Annotated in this window: 13 protein-coding genes; 7 read left to right on the top strand and 6 right to left on the bottom strand. The window is 65.1% G+C overall.

The genetic code is table 11. The annotated features are described in order from the left end of the window. Positions 1–296: 296 nt before the first annotated feature. Positions 297–689, bottom strand: a complete 393-nt coding sequence (rpsI, locus tag ACL58G_RS31670; protein ID WP_028102305.1) for a 30S ribosomal protein S9 — start codon at positions 687–689, stop codon at positions 297–299. 13 nt (positions 690–702) lie between these two features. Next, positions 703–1,131, bottom strand: a complete 429-nt coding sequence (gene rplM / locus ACL58G_RS31675; protein ID WP_036235400.1) for a 50S ribosomal protein L13 — start codon at positions 1,129–1,131, stop codon at positions 703–705. A gap of 271 nt (positions 1,132–1,402) precedes the next feature. Here rplM and ACL58G_RS31680 point away from each other — a divergent pair, with 271 nt between their 5' ends. The 4 genes from ACL58G_RS31680 (at position 1,403) to ACL58G_RS31695 (ending at position 5,267) form a co-directional block, all read left to right on the top strand. Beyond that, positions 1,403–2,827 (top strand): alpha/beta hydrolase, encoded by a 1,425-nt coding sequence (locus ACL58G_RS31680; RefSeq protein WP_413386667.1) that lies wholly within the window; start codon positions 1,403–1,405, stop codon positions 2,825–2,827. Between the two features lie 16 nt (positions 2,828–2,843). Beyond that, the gene (locus tag ACL58G_RS31685) at positions 2,844–3,578 is read left to right on the top strand and encodes an ABC transporter ATP-binding protein (RefSeq protein WP_413386666.1); all 735 of its coding nucleotides are present in this window, start codon (positions 2,844–2,846) and stop codon (positions 3,576–3,578) included. After that, positions 3,575–4,771 (top strand): ABC transporter permease, encoded by a 1,197-nt coding sequence (locus ACL58G_RS31690; protein ID WP_413386664.1) that lies wholly within the window; start codon positions 3,575–3,577, stop codon positions 4,769–4,771. Before ACL58G_RS31685 ends, ACL58G_RS31690 begins: the two co-directional genes overlap by 4 nt. Positions 4,772–4,844: 73 nt before the next feature. Beyond that, a complete protein-coding gene (locus tag ACL58G_RS31695) occupies positions 4,845–5,267 on the top strand; it encodes an OsmC family protein (protein WP_413386662.1) in 423 nt (140 codons plus the stop codon). A gap of 90 nt (positions 5,268–5,357) precedes the next feature. Here ACL58G_RS31695 and coq7 read toward each other — a convergent pair whose 3' ends face one another. Further along, the gene (coq7, locus tag ACL58G_RS31700) at positions 5,358–5,999 is read right to left on the bottom strand and encodes a 2-polyprenyl-3-methyl-6-methoxy-1,4-benzoquinone monooxygenase (RefSeq protein WP_413386660.1); all 642 of its coding nucleotides are present in this window, start codon (positions 5,997–5,999) and stop codon (positions 5,358–5,360) included. Between the two features lie 38 nt (positions 6,000–6,037). Next, positions 6,038–6,466, bottom strand: a complete 429-nt coding sequence (locus ACL58G_RS31705) for a hypothetical protein (RefSeq protein WP_440964506.1) — start codon at positions 6,464–6,466, stop codon at positions 6,038–6,040. A 226-nt stretch (positions 6,467–6,692) separates the two neighbouring features. Here ACL58G_RS31705 and ACL58G_RS31710 point away from each other — a divergent pair, with 226 nt between their 5' ends. The 3 genes from ACL58G_RS31710 to ACL58G_RS31720 are packed head-to-tail and all read left to right on the top strand — an operon-like array spanning position 6,693 to position 11,423. Beyond that, on the top strand, positions 6,693–7,586 hold the full coding sequence (locus tag ACL58G_RS31710; RefSeq protein WP_440964508.1) for an ABC transporter ATP-binding protein: 894 nt from the start codon (positions 6,693–6,695) through the stop codon (positions 7,584–7,586). A 3-nt stretch (positions 7,587–7,589) separates the two neighbouring features. Then, the gene (locus tag ACL58G_RS31715) at positions 7,590–11,171 is read left to right on the top strand and encodes a M1 family aminopeptidase (RefSeq protein ID WP_440964510.1); all 3,582 of its coding nucleotides are present in this window, start codon (positions 7,590–7,592) and stop codon (positions 11,169–11,171) included. 45 nt (positions 11,172–11,216) lie between these two features. After that, the gene (locus ACL58G_RS31720) at positions 11,217–11,423 is read left to right on the top strand and encodes an addiction module protein (RefSeq protein WP_440964512.1); all 207 of its coding nucleotides are present in this window, start codon (positions 11,217–11,219) and stop codon (positions 11,421–11,423) included. 181 nt (positions 11,424–11,604) lie between these two features. Here the strand turns inward: ACL58G_RS31720 and ACL58G_RS31725 are convergent, their stop codons facing one another. Further along, the gene (locus ACL58G_RS31725; protein WP_440964514.1) at positions 11,605–14,280 is read right to left on the bottom strand and encodes a DNA topoisomerase III; all 2,676 of its coding nucleotides are present in this window, start codon (positions 14,278–14,280) and stop codon (positions 11,605–11,607) included. Positions 14,281–14,512: 232 nt separating this feature from the next. Further along, on the bottom strand, positions 14,513–14,977 hold the full coding sequence (locus ACL58G_RS31730) for a DUF494 family protein (protein WP_413337619.1): 465 nt from the start codon (positions 14,975–14,977) through the stop codon (positions 14,513–14,515). Between the last annotated feature and the right edge of the window lie 34 nt (positions 14,978–15,011).

Genomic DNA, 15,011 nt, shown 5'->3' on the forward strand with positions numbered 1-15,011 from the left:
CTGTCCTCGCATGTGCTGCATTGCCGCATGGCTAAAGTCTACATTCGGGGTCAGAGCACATTATTTTAAAGATTCGGGGTCAGAGCACATTTCCTGACAATTGCATCAGGGATAATGAATTTTTCTCCCGCAGAGGAGAAACGATCGGGTGACGACATCCGCCGAGGCGCAGAGACCTCGATCCAACACAGCGAAAAAATGTGCTCTGACCCCGAATTTGGGAAACAAAAAAGCCGCCGGCTTTGCAGCGGGCGGCTTTTCGTTTCGGCAGCAGCGCAAAAGCGCTGCAGATCCGATTAACGCTTCGAGAATTGCTTTGCGCGACGTGCTTTGCGCAGACCAACTTTCTTACGCTCGACTTCACGGGCGTCACGGGTGACGAAACCGGCACGTGCCAGGTCGCCCTTCAGGCCTGCGTCGTAGTCGATCAGTGCACGGGTGATGCCGTGGCGCACTGCACCTGCCTGGCCGGACTCGCCGCCGCCATGCACGTTGACCTTGATGTCGAAACGCTCGACGTTGCCGGTCAGTTCCAGCGGTTGACGGATGACCATCAGGCCGGTTTCGCGCGAGAAGTATTCGGCGGCCGGTTTGCCGTTCACGATGATCTGGCCGGTGCCAGCCTTGATGAACACACGGGCCACTGCACTCTTGCGACGGCCGGTGCCGTAGTTGTAGTTACCGATCATGTCAGTTCCTTACTTAGATTTCGAGTGCTTTGGGTTGCTGGGCAGCGTGCGGGTGCGTAGCTTCCGCATACACTTTCAGCTTCTTGATCATTGCGTAGCCCAGCGGGCCCTTCGGCAGCATGCCTTTGACGGCTTTTTCCAGGGCGCGGCCCGGGAAACGCTGTTGCATTTTCAGGAAGTTGGTTTCGTAGATACCGCCCGGGTAGCCCGAGTGACGGTAGTACTTCTTGTCGTTGGCTTTGGTGCCGGTCACGCGCAGTTTGCCTGCGTTGACGACGACGATGAAATCACCGGTATCGACGTGCGGAGTAAATTCCGGCTTGTGCTTGCCGCGCAGTCGGAGTGCCACTTCGCTGGCAACACGTCCGAGGACTTTGTCCGTCGCGTCAATCACGTACCAATCGCGCTGGACTTCATGGCCCTTAGCGGAAAAAGTTTTCATGTTGACTTCCTATGTATAGGGAATTAATGCTCGAATGGTGGTTCCGCGGGCGATGCTACATCGCGGACTCTGCCTTATTGTCTTTTCCCGAGCAAATGGAAAGCCCACGACTATAGCCGATTCCTCACCCGACAGTCAAGCCGCACCAGGCTCGAGCCAACGCAAAGACCTCCGCGCTGAATCATGCAATTTTGCAACTCTTATTTGCAAGAAATATTTGACCACGAAATCGATGTCAAATTAGTATGACCCGCATCGAAGAGGAGACTACTTGTTGAAATCGATCCTGCTCCTGGGCGCATGGCTGGCGGCCACGATCCCGGCCGCGGCGACGCCCGCCACGCCGGCACCAACGCGCAGCTGCCACCTGCCCGGCGTCGAGGAAGCCCTGCGCTGCCTGACCCTGCCCGTCCCGCTCGAACCCGGCAAACCCGCCACCCTGAACCTGCACGTGACGATCGCCCCCGCCCTGCGCCAGGGTGCGCGGCCGGATCCGCTGTTCGTGCTGGCCGGCGGTCCCGGCGAAGCGGGCAGCGACGTGCTCCCCCTGTTGTCCACCGCCTTCAAGCGCGTGCGCGCCACGCGCGACATCGTGTTCGTCGACCAGCGCGGCACGGGGTTGTCCGGCAAGCTGGAATGCCCATCCGACGCCGACGCGGATGCGCAGCTGAGCGATGCCGACGCCGACGCCGCCCTGCGCCGCTGCATCGCGGCCAGCAAGGCGCCGTTCGCCGCGTACACGACGGCCGCCGCCGCGCGCGACATCGAATCCGTGCGCCGCGCGCTGGGCTATGACAGGATCAACCTGTGGGGCGGCTCGTACGGCACCCGCCTCGCGCAGGCGTATGCGCGCGCCTACCCAGCGGGCACGCGCGCCCTGCTGCTCGACGCCGTTGCCGCGCCCGACCAGGTGATCCCGGCCGGGGGCCGCGACAGCCAGGCCGCGCTCGACCAGCTGTTCGCCCAGTGCGCCAGGGATGCCGCCTGCGCCCGCGCCTATCCGAACCTGCGCGGCGAATTCGATGCCCTCGTCGGCAAGCTCAATGCCGCGCCGTTGACACTCAACCTGCCCGACCCGCGCACGGCGCGCCAGATCGACGTCACGATGACGAGCGCGCGCCTGCTCGACACCGTGCGCAACATGCTCTATGCGCCGGCCGACGCGCGCCGCCTGCCGTTCCTCGTGCACAGCGCCAGCGCGGGCCGCTGGCAGCCGTTCGTCGCGCGCCGCAACCTGGCCGCCGACTTTTCCCCCGACGGCTCGCCGGCCACGCTGCTGCACCTGGCCGTCGTCTGCGCCGAAGACATGCCGCGCTTTACGCCCGCGCTGGCCGCGAGCGATGCGAGTCCGCTGACGCGCACCCTGGCCGACCGCCTGCGCGGCCTGTGCCGCGCCATGAACGTGCCGGCGGTGCCGGAGACGCCCCCCACGCGCATCGCCGCGCCCGTGCTGCTGCTGTCCGGCGCACTGGACCCGGTCACGCCGCCGCGCCGCGCCCAGGACGCCGCCCGTTTCATGGACCATGCGCAGCTGCTGACGGCGCCGAACGTCGGCCACGGCGTGTCGCAACTGGGCTGCGCCCCGCGCCTGTTGCGCACCTTCCTCGACCGGCCCGACGCGAAAGTCGACGGCGCCTGCCTGAACGAGATCCCGGCCCCGACCTTCCAGCTCGGCAGCGCCGGACCACAACCCTGAACACAGGCCTCTCCTTATGATCGAAGCACAAGAAGTCCGCAAGCACTTCGGCGCCGTGCAGGCGCTGGGAGGCGTCAGCTTCACGGCGCGCGACGGCCAGATCACCGCGCTGCTGGGTCCCAACGGCGCCGGCAAGACGACCCTGCTGCGCACCCTCGTTGGGATGCTCAGGCGCGACCACGGAACGATTGCCATCGACGGCATCGACCCCGAACGCGACCCGCTCGCCGTGCGCGCCAACATCGGCTTCCTGACCGACCAGTTCGGACTGTACGAGCGCCTGTCCACGCGCGAATACCTCACCTATTTCGGCGAATTGAACGGCATGGACGAACGCGCGCTCGCCGCGCGCATCGACGAGGTCGCGGAAATGCTCGCGATGGACGACATCCTGGAACGCCGCAGCAAAGGATTTTCGCAGGGCCAGCGCATCAAGGTGGCCCTCGCGCGCGCGCTGCTGCACCGTCCGCGCCACCTGCTGCTGGACGAGCCCACGCGCGGCCTGGACGTGATGAGCACGCGCGCCGTGCGCCATGCGCTGTCCACGCTGCGCAAGGAAGGATGCTGCGTCGTGATGGCCACGCACGTGATGCAAGAGGTGAGTCACCTCTGCGACGACGTGATCGTCATCGCCAGGGGCCATACGGTGGCCCAGGGCACGCCGGACGACCTGTGCCGCCGCACCGGCATCGCCAACCTGGAAGACGCGTTCGTCCGCCTGGTCGGCACCGACGAGGGGATCGTCTCATGAACCGCCCGCATCAAAAACTCAAATTCCTGGTCGTCTTCAAGAAGGAATTCCGCGAATCGCTGCGCGACAAGCGCTCGCTCGGCCTCCTCGCCCTGTTCACGCTGATGTACCCGGTGCTGCTGGGCGTCCTGCTGCACCAGTGGATCGACCGCGCGACGAAACCCGAGCGCGAAGGCATCGTGCTGGCCGTGATCGGCGGCGCGCAGGCGCCCACATTGATGGCCCAGCTGAAGCAGAACAACGTCACCGTGCGCGACACGCCGCCCATGGACGAAGCCGCGATCGGCGACCTGCTGCGCGCCCACAAGGCCGCCGCCGTGCTGCGCCTGCCCGGCAAGTACGCGAGCGACTACGCGGCGATGCGGCCCGCGCGCATCGAGCTGTGGTTCGACTCGTCGACCGAGCAGGATGGCCGGCGCGACGTCGAGGACGTGCTGAACGCCTACGGCGCCAACATCGCCAGCGCGCGCCTGCTGGCGCACGGCGTGTCGCCGGCCGCGCTGTCGCCCGTGCAGGTGCAGCGCTACGACACGGGCACGACGGCCGCGCGTTCGGCCGGCGTCATCGGCGGCATCCTCGGCTTCCTGTTCTTCCCCGCGTTCATCTGCGGCCTGTCCGCCGCCGTGGATTCCACGGCGGGCGAACGCGAACGGCGCTCGCTCGAAGTGCTGATGGCGCAACCCGTGCGCACGTGGGAGCTCGTCGCCGGCAAGTGGCTCGCCGCCGCCGCGCTGGCCGTCATCGGCATCACGCTGGAGCTGATGCTGGCGCATGCGATCCTGTCGTGGATGCCGCTGGAAGAAATCGGCATGAGCTGGCGCGTGGGCTGGGGACGGCTGCTGCTCGTCTGCCTCGCCTCCGTGCCGCTGTCGCTGTTCGCGGCGGCCATGCAGATCGCGGTGGCGATGAACGCGCGCTCGTTCAAGGAGGCCCAGAGCGTGCTGTCGATCGTGATGCTGGTGCCGATGCTGCCGGGGCTCGCCGTGTCGATGCTGGAGCTCAAAACGGCGTCCTGGATGTACCTCGTGCCGATGCTGTCGAACCAGACCCTGCTCCGCGAGACGGCGAAGGGCGGCGACATCGGCCTGCTGCCGTTCGTGCTGACGTTCCTGTGCTCCGCGCTCGCGGCGTGGGCGGCCGTCGCATTCGCCGCGTGGCGCATGAAGAGCGAGCGTTACGTGCTGGCCGTCTGAAGCCGCGTCAGCACGGACCGCCGCGCTGGCTTAGAATGGTCGTCTTTACCTGTCAAACGAAGCGGAGAAATCGATGGAAGTCAAAGTCAGCTGGAACGGACCCGCCGGGATGAGCTTCCGGGCCGAAACCGGCTCCGGCCACCTGGTGAACATGGATGGCGCCCCCGAGGGCGGCGGCCACAACCTGGCACCGCGCCCGATGGAAATGGTGCTGCTGGGTACCGGCGGCTGCACCGCCTACGACGTCGTGCTGATCCTCAAGCGCAGCCGGGAAGACGTGCGCGGCTGCGACGTCACGCTGAAGGCCGAGCGCGCCGAGACGGATCCGAAGGTGTTCACGAAGATCCACTTCCACTTCACCGTCACGGGCCGCAACCTCAAGGAGGCGACCGTCGAACGCGCGGTCAACCTGTCGCACGACAAATACTGCTCGGCGTCGATCATGCTGGCCAAGACGGCCGAGATCACGCATTCCTTCGAAATCGTAGAGGGCTGATTTCGCGGCGACGCATGGTGGGCACGGGGTGCCCACCCTACGAAATTGCCGTAGGGTGGGCGGCCTCCGCCCACCATGCATATCGAAACATTAAATGTAGTACGCCGTCGTGGTCATCACCTTGGCCATGGCGCGCATCGCGGCCTTGACCGGCAACGGCATCTCGGCCGCGCCCATTTCCTGCGCCTTCGCACCATGTTCGATCTCGTCGTCGCGCATCTGCGTGACGATCGCGCGCGACTTCGCGTCTTGCGGCGGCAGCTCGTCAAGGTGGCTGTTCAGGTGCGCCTCGACCTGGCGCTCCGTCTCCACGACGAAGCCGAGGCTGACGGCGTCGCCCAGGCGCGATGCAACTGTCCCCAGCGCATAGGCGCCGGCATACCACAGCGGATTGAGGAGGCTCGGCTGCGAACCCAGTTCGGCCAGGCGTTCGGCCGTCCAGGCCAGGTGGTCTTCTTCCTCGCGTCCGGATTTGGCGAACTGCGCGCGCATGGCCTGCGTCGACGCGCGGCGGCCCTGCGCGTCGTACAGCGCCTGGGCGCACACTTCGCCCACGTGGTTCACGCGCATCAGGCCAGCGCTGTGGCGCTGTTCCTGGGTATTCAATTCGCAGTCCGGGGCAGAGACGCCCGGATTCGGCCGCGCGGCCTTCGCCACGCCGCCCACGACGCGCAAGGCCTTGTCGAAGCCGACGATCAGGTGGTCAAGAGGGTTGATGGTGCGGGTTGTCATGAGGGACCTTCTTCCAGCTTGTTGTTCGATAACCCGAATTATATGCCCTCGCCCGTACGCTTCCGCGCCTCCAGCCAGTCGTGCACGGGCCCGTCCACCTCCAGCTTCGAGATGTTCTTCGCGACGCCCAGGTTCAGTTCCAGCAGGAACGGGATCGAATCCGGCGGCACGTCGGTGCACGTCGTCCTGAACGCGGTCATGAAGCGCTCGGATTGCACGACCGGCAACACATCCTTGCCGCTCATGAATTGCAGGACGCTCGTGATCGTGTGTCCGCCGCCGATCGTGTGGTAGATGAACCGGTTGAACTCGCGGTCCACGGTCTTGAAATCGATGGTTTCCTTCGTCATCAGGTTGGCCAGGTAGTACAGGCCGACGGCGACGCGGAACCAGTCCGTCGACTCGGCCCGGGTGCGGCCCTGGCGCGTCACGGCCAGGATGTTGTCCTTGTTGATGAGAGTATCCATAAAGCCATTATGCATGTTCTTGCCCGGCCGGGATATCACCGGCAATGTTGCCAGAATAGACATGAGTCATTCCACGTTGTATGCTGGCCTGCATCCTGCTCCCGCTTTTCTGCACTCTGGACTTGTGAAAACGCCGTGTGTCGCACCGCTGCTGCCGGGTCGGCTCCTTTTTAATACAATGCAACAGTCATGAAATACGTGCATTGTCACGAGCAATGGAGTCTCCATGGAATTACAAATCCGCAACTTGTCCAAGACCTATGCCAATGGCGTGGTCGCGCTGGACAGGGTCTCGCTGAGCATCCCGCCCGGGATGTTCGGCCTGCTCGGTCCCAACGGCGCCGGCAAGTCGACCCTGATGCGGATCCTCGCCACGCTGCAGGAATGCGACAGCGGCTCCGTGTTCCTGGACGACATCGACGTGCTCGACGAAAAGGATGACGTGCGCCGCCTGCTGGGCTATCTGCCGCAGGACTTCGGCGTGTACCCGAAAGTGAGCGCGTACGAACTGCTCGACCATTTCGCGCAACTGAAAGGCCTGTCGCAGCGCCACCGCCGGCGCGAAGTCGTCGACGCGCTGCTGCAGCAGACCAACCTGTTCGAGGTGCGCAACCAGAAGATGGGCACCTTCTCCGGCGGCATGCGCCAGCGCTTCGGCATCGCCCAGGCGCTGCTCGGCGACCCGCAGCTGATCATCGTCGACGAGCCGACGGCCGGCCTCGACCCGCAGGAGCGCGTCCGCTTCCACAACCTGCTGTCCGACATCGGCGAGGACAAGACCGTGATCCTGTCCACGCACATCGTGTCCGACGTGGCCGACCTGTGCGCCAACATGGCGATCATCAACAAGGGCCACGTGCTGCTGTGCGGCGAGCCGGTGCGCCTCATCGAAGGCATCGAGGGCAAGATCTGGGCGCGGGTCGTCAGCAAGGCGGACCTGCCCGCGTTCCAGAAGCGCCACACCGTCATCTCCACGCGCCTCCTGTCCGGCCGCACGCTGATCCACGTGTACGCCGACCGCTATCCCGGCGACGACTTCGAGCCGATCCACCCGACCCTGGAAGACGTCTATTTCGCCACCATCGCCGGCCGCCACAACGACATGGCCGGGAACTGCTGATTCATGGGCGCGCTCCTCGCCATCGCCGGCTTCGAGGCCCGGCAGCGCCTGAAGCTGCTGTCGACCTGGGTGTATTTCCTTGCCTTCTTCGCGCTGGCCCTGCTGTGGATGGCCGCCGCGGGCGGCGTGTTCAAGGAAGCCTTCGTCTCGTTCGGCGGCCGCGTGCTGATCAACGCGCCGCGCCAGATCGCGCTGAGCGCCGCGTTCCTCGGCTCCCTCGGCGTCATCGTCGTCGCCGCGATGATGGGCCGCTCGGTGCAGCAGGACTTCGAATACGAGATGCACCACTTCTTCTTCAGCGCCCCGATCCCGAAGTACGCGTACGTGTTCGGACGCTTCCTCGGCGCGCTGGCGACGCTCGCCGTCGTGTTCTCGGCCATCCTGTTCGGCACCCTGCTGGGGGCCGCGCTGCCCGGCATCGATCCCGATCGCCTCGGGCCGTATTCCGTCGCGGGCTACCTGCTGCCCTACTTCCTCACCCTGCTGCCGAACCTGTTCATCTTCGGCGCCATCTTCTTCGTGCTCGCGGCGCTCACGCGGCGCATGCTGCCTGTCTACGTCGCCAGCGTCGTCATGCTGATCGGGTACATCGTCGCCCCGTCGCTGGCGCGCGACCTCGATTACAAGACGCTCGCCGCGCTGATCGACCCGTTCGGCACGACGGCGCTGATCCGCCTCACCGAGTACTGGAACCTCACCGAACGCAACACGCTGCAGGTCCCGTTCGCAGGCGTCTATCTGATCAATCGCGCCATCTGGTCGCTGTTTTCGCTCGTCGTCCTGCTGCTCGGCTACTGGCGTTTCAGCTTCGTGTCCACGCCGGCCGGCAGGCGCGGCCAGGCGCGGCCCGAACCGGAAAGCGCGCCGCAAACGCCGGCCGGCATGGCCGGCATGCACGAGCCGCCCGACTTCGCCGCGCGCAACCTCGCCGTGCTGCTGGCCAGGTCGAGCTGGATGAATCTGCGCGAGGCGGTCAAGAACGTCTACTTCGCCGTGATCGTCCTGGCCGGCATGCTGACCCTCGTCGTCAGCTCGCTGGACCTGGGCGCGATCTACGGCACCAGGACCTATCCCGTCACCTACATGGTGCTGGAACTCATACGCGACGTGTTCGCGCTGTTCGTCCTCATCGTGACGACGTTCTATGCGGGAGAGATGGTGTGGCGCGAGCGCGAGGCGCGCATGGCGCAGATGATGGATGCGCTGCCCGTCCCGAGCTGGCTGCCGCTGGCCGCCAAGACCATCGCCCTCGTCGGCCTGCAGGCCCTGCTGCTGCTGGCCGCGATGGTGTGCGGCATGGGCATCCAGCTGGCGCACGGCTACCTGACGCTGGAACCGGGCCTGTACCTGACGACGCTGTTCGGCATCCTGCTGCCCCGCTACGTGCTGCTAGCCGTGCTGGCGATTGCCGCCCAGGCCATCCTGAACCATAAATACCTCGCGTACTTCGCGCTGGTCACCTATTACGTCGTCACGCTGTTCCTCGGCGGCTTCGGCTTCGACCACCCGATGCTCGTGTACGGCGCGCTGCCGGACATCACGTATTCCGCAATGAACGGCTTCGGCCACTCCCTGCCGCTGCAGCGCACCCTGCAAATCTACTGGGGCGGCGCGGCGATCGTCCTGTTCACCATCGCGCTCGTGCTGTGGCCGCGCGGCGTCAGCGACAGCTTCGCCGAACGCCTGCAGCTCGCCCGCCAGCGCCTGACGCCGGGCGTGCTCGCCGGCTTCGCGGCCGGCATCCTCGTGTTCGCGGCCAGCGGCGGCCTGCTGTGGTACAGCCTCGTCCACCTCGGCACCTACCAGACCGCATGGCACAAGGAACAGGTGCGCGCCGACTACGAGCTGCGCTACAAACGATTCGCCAAACTGCCGCAGCCGCGCATCACCGACGTCGGCCTGCAGGTCGACATCCATCCCGACACGCGCACGCTGAAGGTGCACGGCTTCTATCAACTGGAAAACCGGACGGCTTCTCCGATCCGCGACATCGTCCTGTACCAGAAGCCTGGCCCCGACTTCCGTCCGCGCTTCGCGCAGGCGGCGCGGCTGCTGCGCGCCGATCCGCAGCACGGCTTCTATCACTACCTGCTGGCGTCTCCCCTGCTGCCGGGCGCGCGCACGGCGCTGGAATTCGACCTGCTGGACGCGCCGGGCGGCGTGCTGGGCCTGGGCCGCGACACGGCTGTCGTCGGCAACGGCACCTTCTTCAGCAATGAGGTGCTGCCGCACGTGGGCTACCAGCGCACGGTCGAGCTGGAAGACGACCGCGACCGCAAGCGCCACGGCCTCGCGCCGCGCGAGCGCATGGCCGCGCACGAGAACGAAGCGGCGCGCGCGAACAGCTACGTCGCCAACGACGCGGACTGGATCCGCTTCGACGCCGTCGTCAGCACGAGCCCGGACCAGACCGTGGTCGCGCCGGGCATGCTGGAACAGGAATGGATGAGCGGCGGCCGGCGCTGGTTCCATTACAAGGCCGACAAACCCGTCCTGAATTTTTATACGTTCCAGTCGGCCCGCTACGAAGTGCGCCACGACCGCTGGCAGGACGTGACGATCGACGTCTACTACCACCCCGGCCACGAATTCAATGTCGACCGCATGATCCGCGGCGCCAAGGCGGCGCTGGAATACGGCACGAAGCACTTCAGCCCCTACCAGAATCGCGAGCTGCGCATCGCGGAATTCCCCCGCTACGCGTCGTACGCGCAGGCGGCGCCGGGCACGATCCCGTTCTCGGAAAGCGTCGGCTTCATCGCCAAGGTCGATCCGGACTCGCGCAAGGACATCGATTACCCGTATTACGTGAGCGCGCACGAGGTGGGCCACCAGTGGTGGGCGCACCAGATCGTCGGCGCCGACATGCGCGGCGCGACCGTGCTGTCGGAAAGCCTGGCCGAATACACGGCGCTGATGTCGATGAAGAACACGCTGGGCTCCAGCAAGATGCGGCGCTTCCTGCGCTACGACCTCGAGGAATACCTGATGGGCCGCGCGCGCGAGAACAAGAAGGAGCTGCCGCTCGCGCAGAACGAGAACCAGAGCTACATCCACTACCACAAGGGCAGCCTCGCGATGTATCTGCTGCAGGACCTGGTCGGCGAGGATGCCGTCAACGGCGTGCTGCACGGCCTGCTGCTGGAGTATGCGTACAAGGGGCCGCCGTATCCGACCGTGACGACGCTCGTCGAGCGCCTGCGCGGCATCACGCCGCCGGACAAGGCCTACCTGATCGACGACCTGTTCGAGTCCATCGTCCTGTACGAAAACCACGTCGACGGCGCGACGGCGCGCCGCCGCCAGGACGGCAAATACGAGGTCGAGATCCGCGCCACGGCCGGCAAGGTGCGCGCCGGCGACCAAGGCCAGGAACAGCCGCAACAGCTGCGCGACTACATCGAATTCGGCGTCGACGACGAGGCGGGCAACCCGCTCGCGCGCGAGCGCAGGCTCGTGACGCAGGCCGACCAGCGGGTCGTCCTGGTGGTCGCCGGCCGGCCCGCACGGGCCGGTATCGACCCCGACAACAAGCTGATTGACAGGAAACCGACAGACAACATGCAGCCTGTCGACATGCACTGAACTTCACGTTATGATCTGGTCACAATATCCTGCTAGGAGACCTTCATGCCTATCGTCGCCGAACTGGCCGCCCAGATCCAGCAACTGTCCGCGCAGGACAGGCACGAGCTGTTGCGTCTGCTAATGGTGGGCAGCGACGACGGCGACCAGGATGCCGACGAAGCGTGGCGCAACGAGATCGTGCGCCGCGTGAAGGCGATCCGCAACGGCGAGGCGGCCATCCGCGCGCTGCAGGACGACTGGCGCGAGTAACACTGGCGCTGGATGTAAAAAAACCGCGATGCCGGATGGGTCGCGGTTTTTTTACGTCGTCATTCCCGCGCAAGCGGGAAACCATACTGAGTTCCGGAACTCGATGCATTCGCAATAAAGCAGATGCTTCGAATTCTGTACGTCAGCATGGGTCCCCGCTTTCGCGGGGTCGACGTGAGGTCTATTCGCCGGCGACCGCCTTCTTGGACGCCGTCGCGCGCTTCGCCGGTGCCTTGCGGGCCGCGGCCGTCTTGGCCGGGGCTTTGGTCGCAGCAGCCTTGGCCGCCGGCTTTGCCGCAGCCTTGCGCGCGGCCGGTTTGGCGGCCGCCGTCTCCGCGCCGCTGTCGGCACCGTCACCCTCGTCCTTCGCCTTCGCGCCCGGCTTGGCCTTGCGCTCCTCGAACTCGAAGCTGATCTTGCCGTCCTTGCCACGCACGAGGAAGGCCTTGAACGACCGGCGGGTGCGCTGCGACACGAAGCCCGGCAGCAGATCGGTCTTGCCGTCGTTCAGCAGCTTGGCCATCTGCTCCGGCAGGATTTCCTGCTGCAGGATGATGCGGCTGCTGCGGAAATCGCAGGTCTTCGGCTTGGCCACCGTGTGCTCGCAGACGTACGCGAGGCCCATCTCGTAGACGTTGCCGGTGCATTTCGGGCACGGGCCGAGCGGCGTCTGGCCGGTGAAGTCGACGCCCTCGCCGTCCTCGCCCTCGTCCTGGTCCTGGCCGAAGTCGAATTCCAGCTTGTAGTTGTGGATGTCCTCGTCGCGCACGATGCGCAGGATCGCGGCGAACGGCCGGCCCATCTTCGAGCGGAAGCCCTGCAGCGGGCCGATCGTGCGGTTGGCCAGCAGTTCCTCGACTTCCTCGATCTCGAACTGGCGTCCGCCCGGCACCTTGCTCATCGAGAAATCGCACTTGGTGCACGCGAAGCGGCGGTAGTTTTCCTTGACGACGCCGCCGCAGTTCGGGCACGGCGTGCGCAACGTCGCGTACTCGCCCGGGATCGTGTCGTTGTTGTACTCCTTGGCGCGCTTGACGATGATCTCGGTCATCTCGGCGATCTCGCGCATGAATTCTTCGCGCGAAATCTGGCCCTTTTCCATCTGCGACAGCTTGTATTCCCACTCGCCCGTCAGTTCCGGCGCCGTGAGTTCGTTGACGCCGAGGCCGCGCAGCAGGGTCATCAGCTGGAACGCCTTGGCGGTCGGGATCAGCTCGCGCCCTTCACGCAGCAGGTATTTTTCCGTCAACAGACCTTCGATGATCGCCGCGCGCGTGGCCGGCGTGCCGAGGCCCTTGCCGGCCATCGCGTCGCGCAGCTCGTCGGAATCGACCAGCTTGCCGGCACCTTCCATCGCCGACAGCAGCGTCGCTTCGTTGTAGCGTGCAGGCGGCTTGGTGACGAGGCCGTTCGCGTTGACCTTTTCGGTGAGCACCTTCTCGCCCTTCGCCACCGGCACGAGGCTGGCGCCGTCCTTGTCGTCGCCCGTCGTGTCCTTGCCGTACACGGCCAGCCAGCCGGGGTTCGTCATGACCTTGCCCTCGGTCTTGAACTGGTGGCCTTCCACTTCCGTGTAGCGGGTCGTGACGAGGAATTCCGCGGCCGGGAAGAACACGGCCATGAAGCGGCGGGTGACGAGGTCGTACAGCTTCTGTTCCGGCTCGGACAGGTTCTTCGGCACGACGCCGGTCGGGATGATCGCGAAGTGGTCCGAGATCTTGCTGTTGTCGAAGATGCGCTTGTTCGGCTTGACCCAGCCCTTGTCCAGGATCTGCTTGGCGAACTGGTGGTAGTTCGAATTGCCTTTCAACACTTCCAGGGTCGACTTGACGGTGTCCAGGTAGTCTTCCGGCAGCGCGCGCGCATCGGTACGGGGATAGGTCAGCACCTTGTGCTTTTCGTACAGCGCCTGGGCCAGGCCCAGCGTGTTCTTGGCCGAGAAGCCGAAGCGGCCGTTGGCCTCGCGCTGCAGCGACGTCAGGTCGAACAGCGCCGGCGCCATCGACGTGGTCGGTTTCGATTCCTCGGTGACATTACCCTGCTTGCCCATGCAAGCGGCGACGATCGCTTCCGCGTCGACCTTCGACCACAGGCGCTCGGCGCGTTTTTCCGGATCGGCGTCGTCCTTCTTGAACTTCGTGTCGAGCCAGCGGCCTTCGTACATGCCGGCCCCGGCGCGGAATTCCGCGCGCACTTCCCAGTAATCGCGCGGGATGAATTTCTTGATCTTCTCTTCGCGCTCGACGACGATCGACAGGGTCGGCGTCTGCACGCGGCCCACGGTCGTCAGGTAGAAGCCGCCTTCCTTCGAGTTGAACGCGGTCATCGCGCGGGTGCCGTTGATGCCGATCAGCCAGTCAGCTTCCGAGCGGCAACGTGCGGCATCGGCGAGCGGCAGCATTTCCTTGTCGCTGCGCAGGTGCGCGAAGCCGTCGCGGATCGCGGTCGGCGTCATCGACTGCAGCCACAGGCGCTTGACGGTCTGCTTGGCCTTGGCGTTCTGGGCGATCAGGCGGAAGATCAGTTCACCTTCGCGGCCCGCGTCGCATGCGTTGATCAGGGTATCGACATCCTTGCGCTTGATCAGCTTGTTCAGCACTTTGAGGCGCGACTCGGTCTTCGCGATGGGATTCAGCGCGAAGTACGGCGGAATCATCGGCAGGTGCGTAAAACTCCATTTGCCGCGCTTGACGTCGTATTCCTCGGGCACCGCGATTTCCAGCAGGTGGCCGACGGCGGACGACAGGACGTATTCGTCGGATTCGAAATACTCATCGTGCTTGGTAAAGCCGCCGAGCGCCTTGGCGATGTCGTTCGCCACGGAGGGCTTTTCGGCAATGATGAGGGCTTTGGTCATAGGGTTCCTAAGTCGGGCGGCAATGTAAGCCGGCCGTTTGATAGCTTATTAGTAACAACTGGCAGATAGCGGCCAATGATAAGCGGGTTGCCGCGCAATCCGCAAGTAGACTCTGCCTGCGTGCGCCTTGATGCAACCCGGTCATGCCGCCTTGAAAAATACGCTTGATCTTGCTTTGCCGCAAGAAAAAACGGGGCCGCAGCCCCGTTTCACTATGTAGATGATAGCACCGTCAATGCAGCAGGCGCGGCGCCGCATCTTCCTCGTCCGACCCGAACAGGTCGTCGAACATCAGCGCGTCCGGCTCCTTGCCCTGGCTCCACAGGAGCATCAGGACGATGATCTTCAGCTTGCCCAGCGTGACAGGCGATTCGTCCAGCGCCAGCGCGCGTTCGATGACGATCTCGCGCTGCGACGCGGTCAACAGGCCGGCCAGCTCCAGGAACTGGATAAAGCCGACGGCGGCACTGCCGAGCGCATCGACTTCCTGGGCAATATAAAAGCGGGTACCGCTCGATTCGAGGGCGGGGTTGGTGGTCCCGGCCATTTCTGTCAGGCCATTCAGCCAGTCCAGTGCCTCGGAAATTTCGACATCGTCGAAACCGACGGCAGACAGCTTGCGTGCCAGGGCAGCCGGCTCAGGGCAGGCATCGGGACGATAATACGTCTCGTAAAGATAGACTAGGATGTCGAACATGGTGACGCTACTGTAGCAGCTAAGCTCCGTGCGG

Origin of the sequence: Massilia sp. GER05 (genome assembly GCF_052056005.1) — a bacterium.
Lineage (GTDB): Bacteria > Pseudomonadota > Gammaproteobacteria > Burkholderiales > Burkholderiaceae_D > Telluria > Telluria orientalis.

Bases quoted from the DNA above. Each gene is read 5' to 3' on its own strand.
- rpsI (WP_028102305.1), bottom strand. From the start codon at position 689: ATGATCGGTAACTACAACTACGGCACCGGCCGTCGCAAGAGTGCAGTG.
- rplM (WP_036235400.1), bottom strand. From the start codon at position 1,131: ATGAAAACTTTTTCCGCTAAGGGCCATGAAGTCCAGCGCGATTGGTAC.
- ACL58G_RS31685 (WP_413386666.1), top strand. From the start codon at position 2,844: ATGATCGAAGCACAAGAAGTCCGCAAGCACTTCGGCGCCGTGCAGGCG.
- ACL58G_RS31690 (WP_413386664.1), top strand. From the start codon at position 3,575: ATGAACCGCCCGCATCAAAAACTCAAATTCCTGGTCGTCTTCAAGAAG.
- ACL58G_RS31695 (WP_413386662.1), top strand. From the start codon at position 4,845: ATGGAAGTCAAAGTCAGCTGGAACGGACCCGCCGGGATGAGCTTCCGG.
- coq7 (WP_413386660.1), bottom strand. From the start codon at position 5,999: ATGACAACCCGCACCATCAACCCTCTTGACCACCTGATCGTCGGCTTC.
- ACL58G_RS31705 (WP_440964506.1), bottom strand. From the start codon at position 6,466: ATGGATACTCTCATCAACAAGGACAACATCCTGGCCGTGACGCGCCAG.
- ACL58G_RS31710 (WP_440964508.1), top strand. From the start codon at position 6,693: ATGGAATTACAAATCCGCAACTTGTCCAAGACCTATGCCAATGGCGTG.
- ACL58G_RS31715 (WP_440964510.1), top strand. From the start codon at position 7,590: ATGGGCGCGCTCCTCGCCATCGCCGGCTTCGAGGCCCGGCAGCGCCTG.
- ACL58G_RS31720 (WP_440964512.1), top strand. From the start codon at position 11,217: ATGCCTATCGTCGCCGAACTGGCCGCCCAGATCCAGCAACTGTCCGCG.
- ACL58G_RS31725 (WP_440964514.1), bottom strand. From the start codon at position 14,280: ATGACCAAAGCCCTCATCATTGCCGAAAAGCCCTCCGTGGCGAACGAC.
- ACL58G_RS31730 (WP_413337619.1), bottom strand. From the start codon at position 14,977: ATGTTCGACATCCTAGTCTATCTTTACGAGACGTATTATCGTCCCGAT.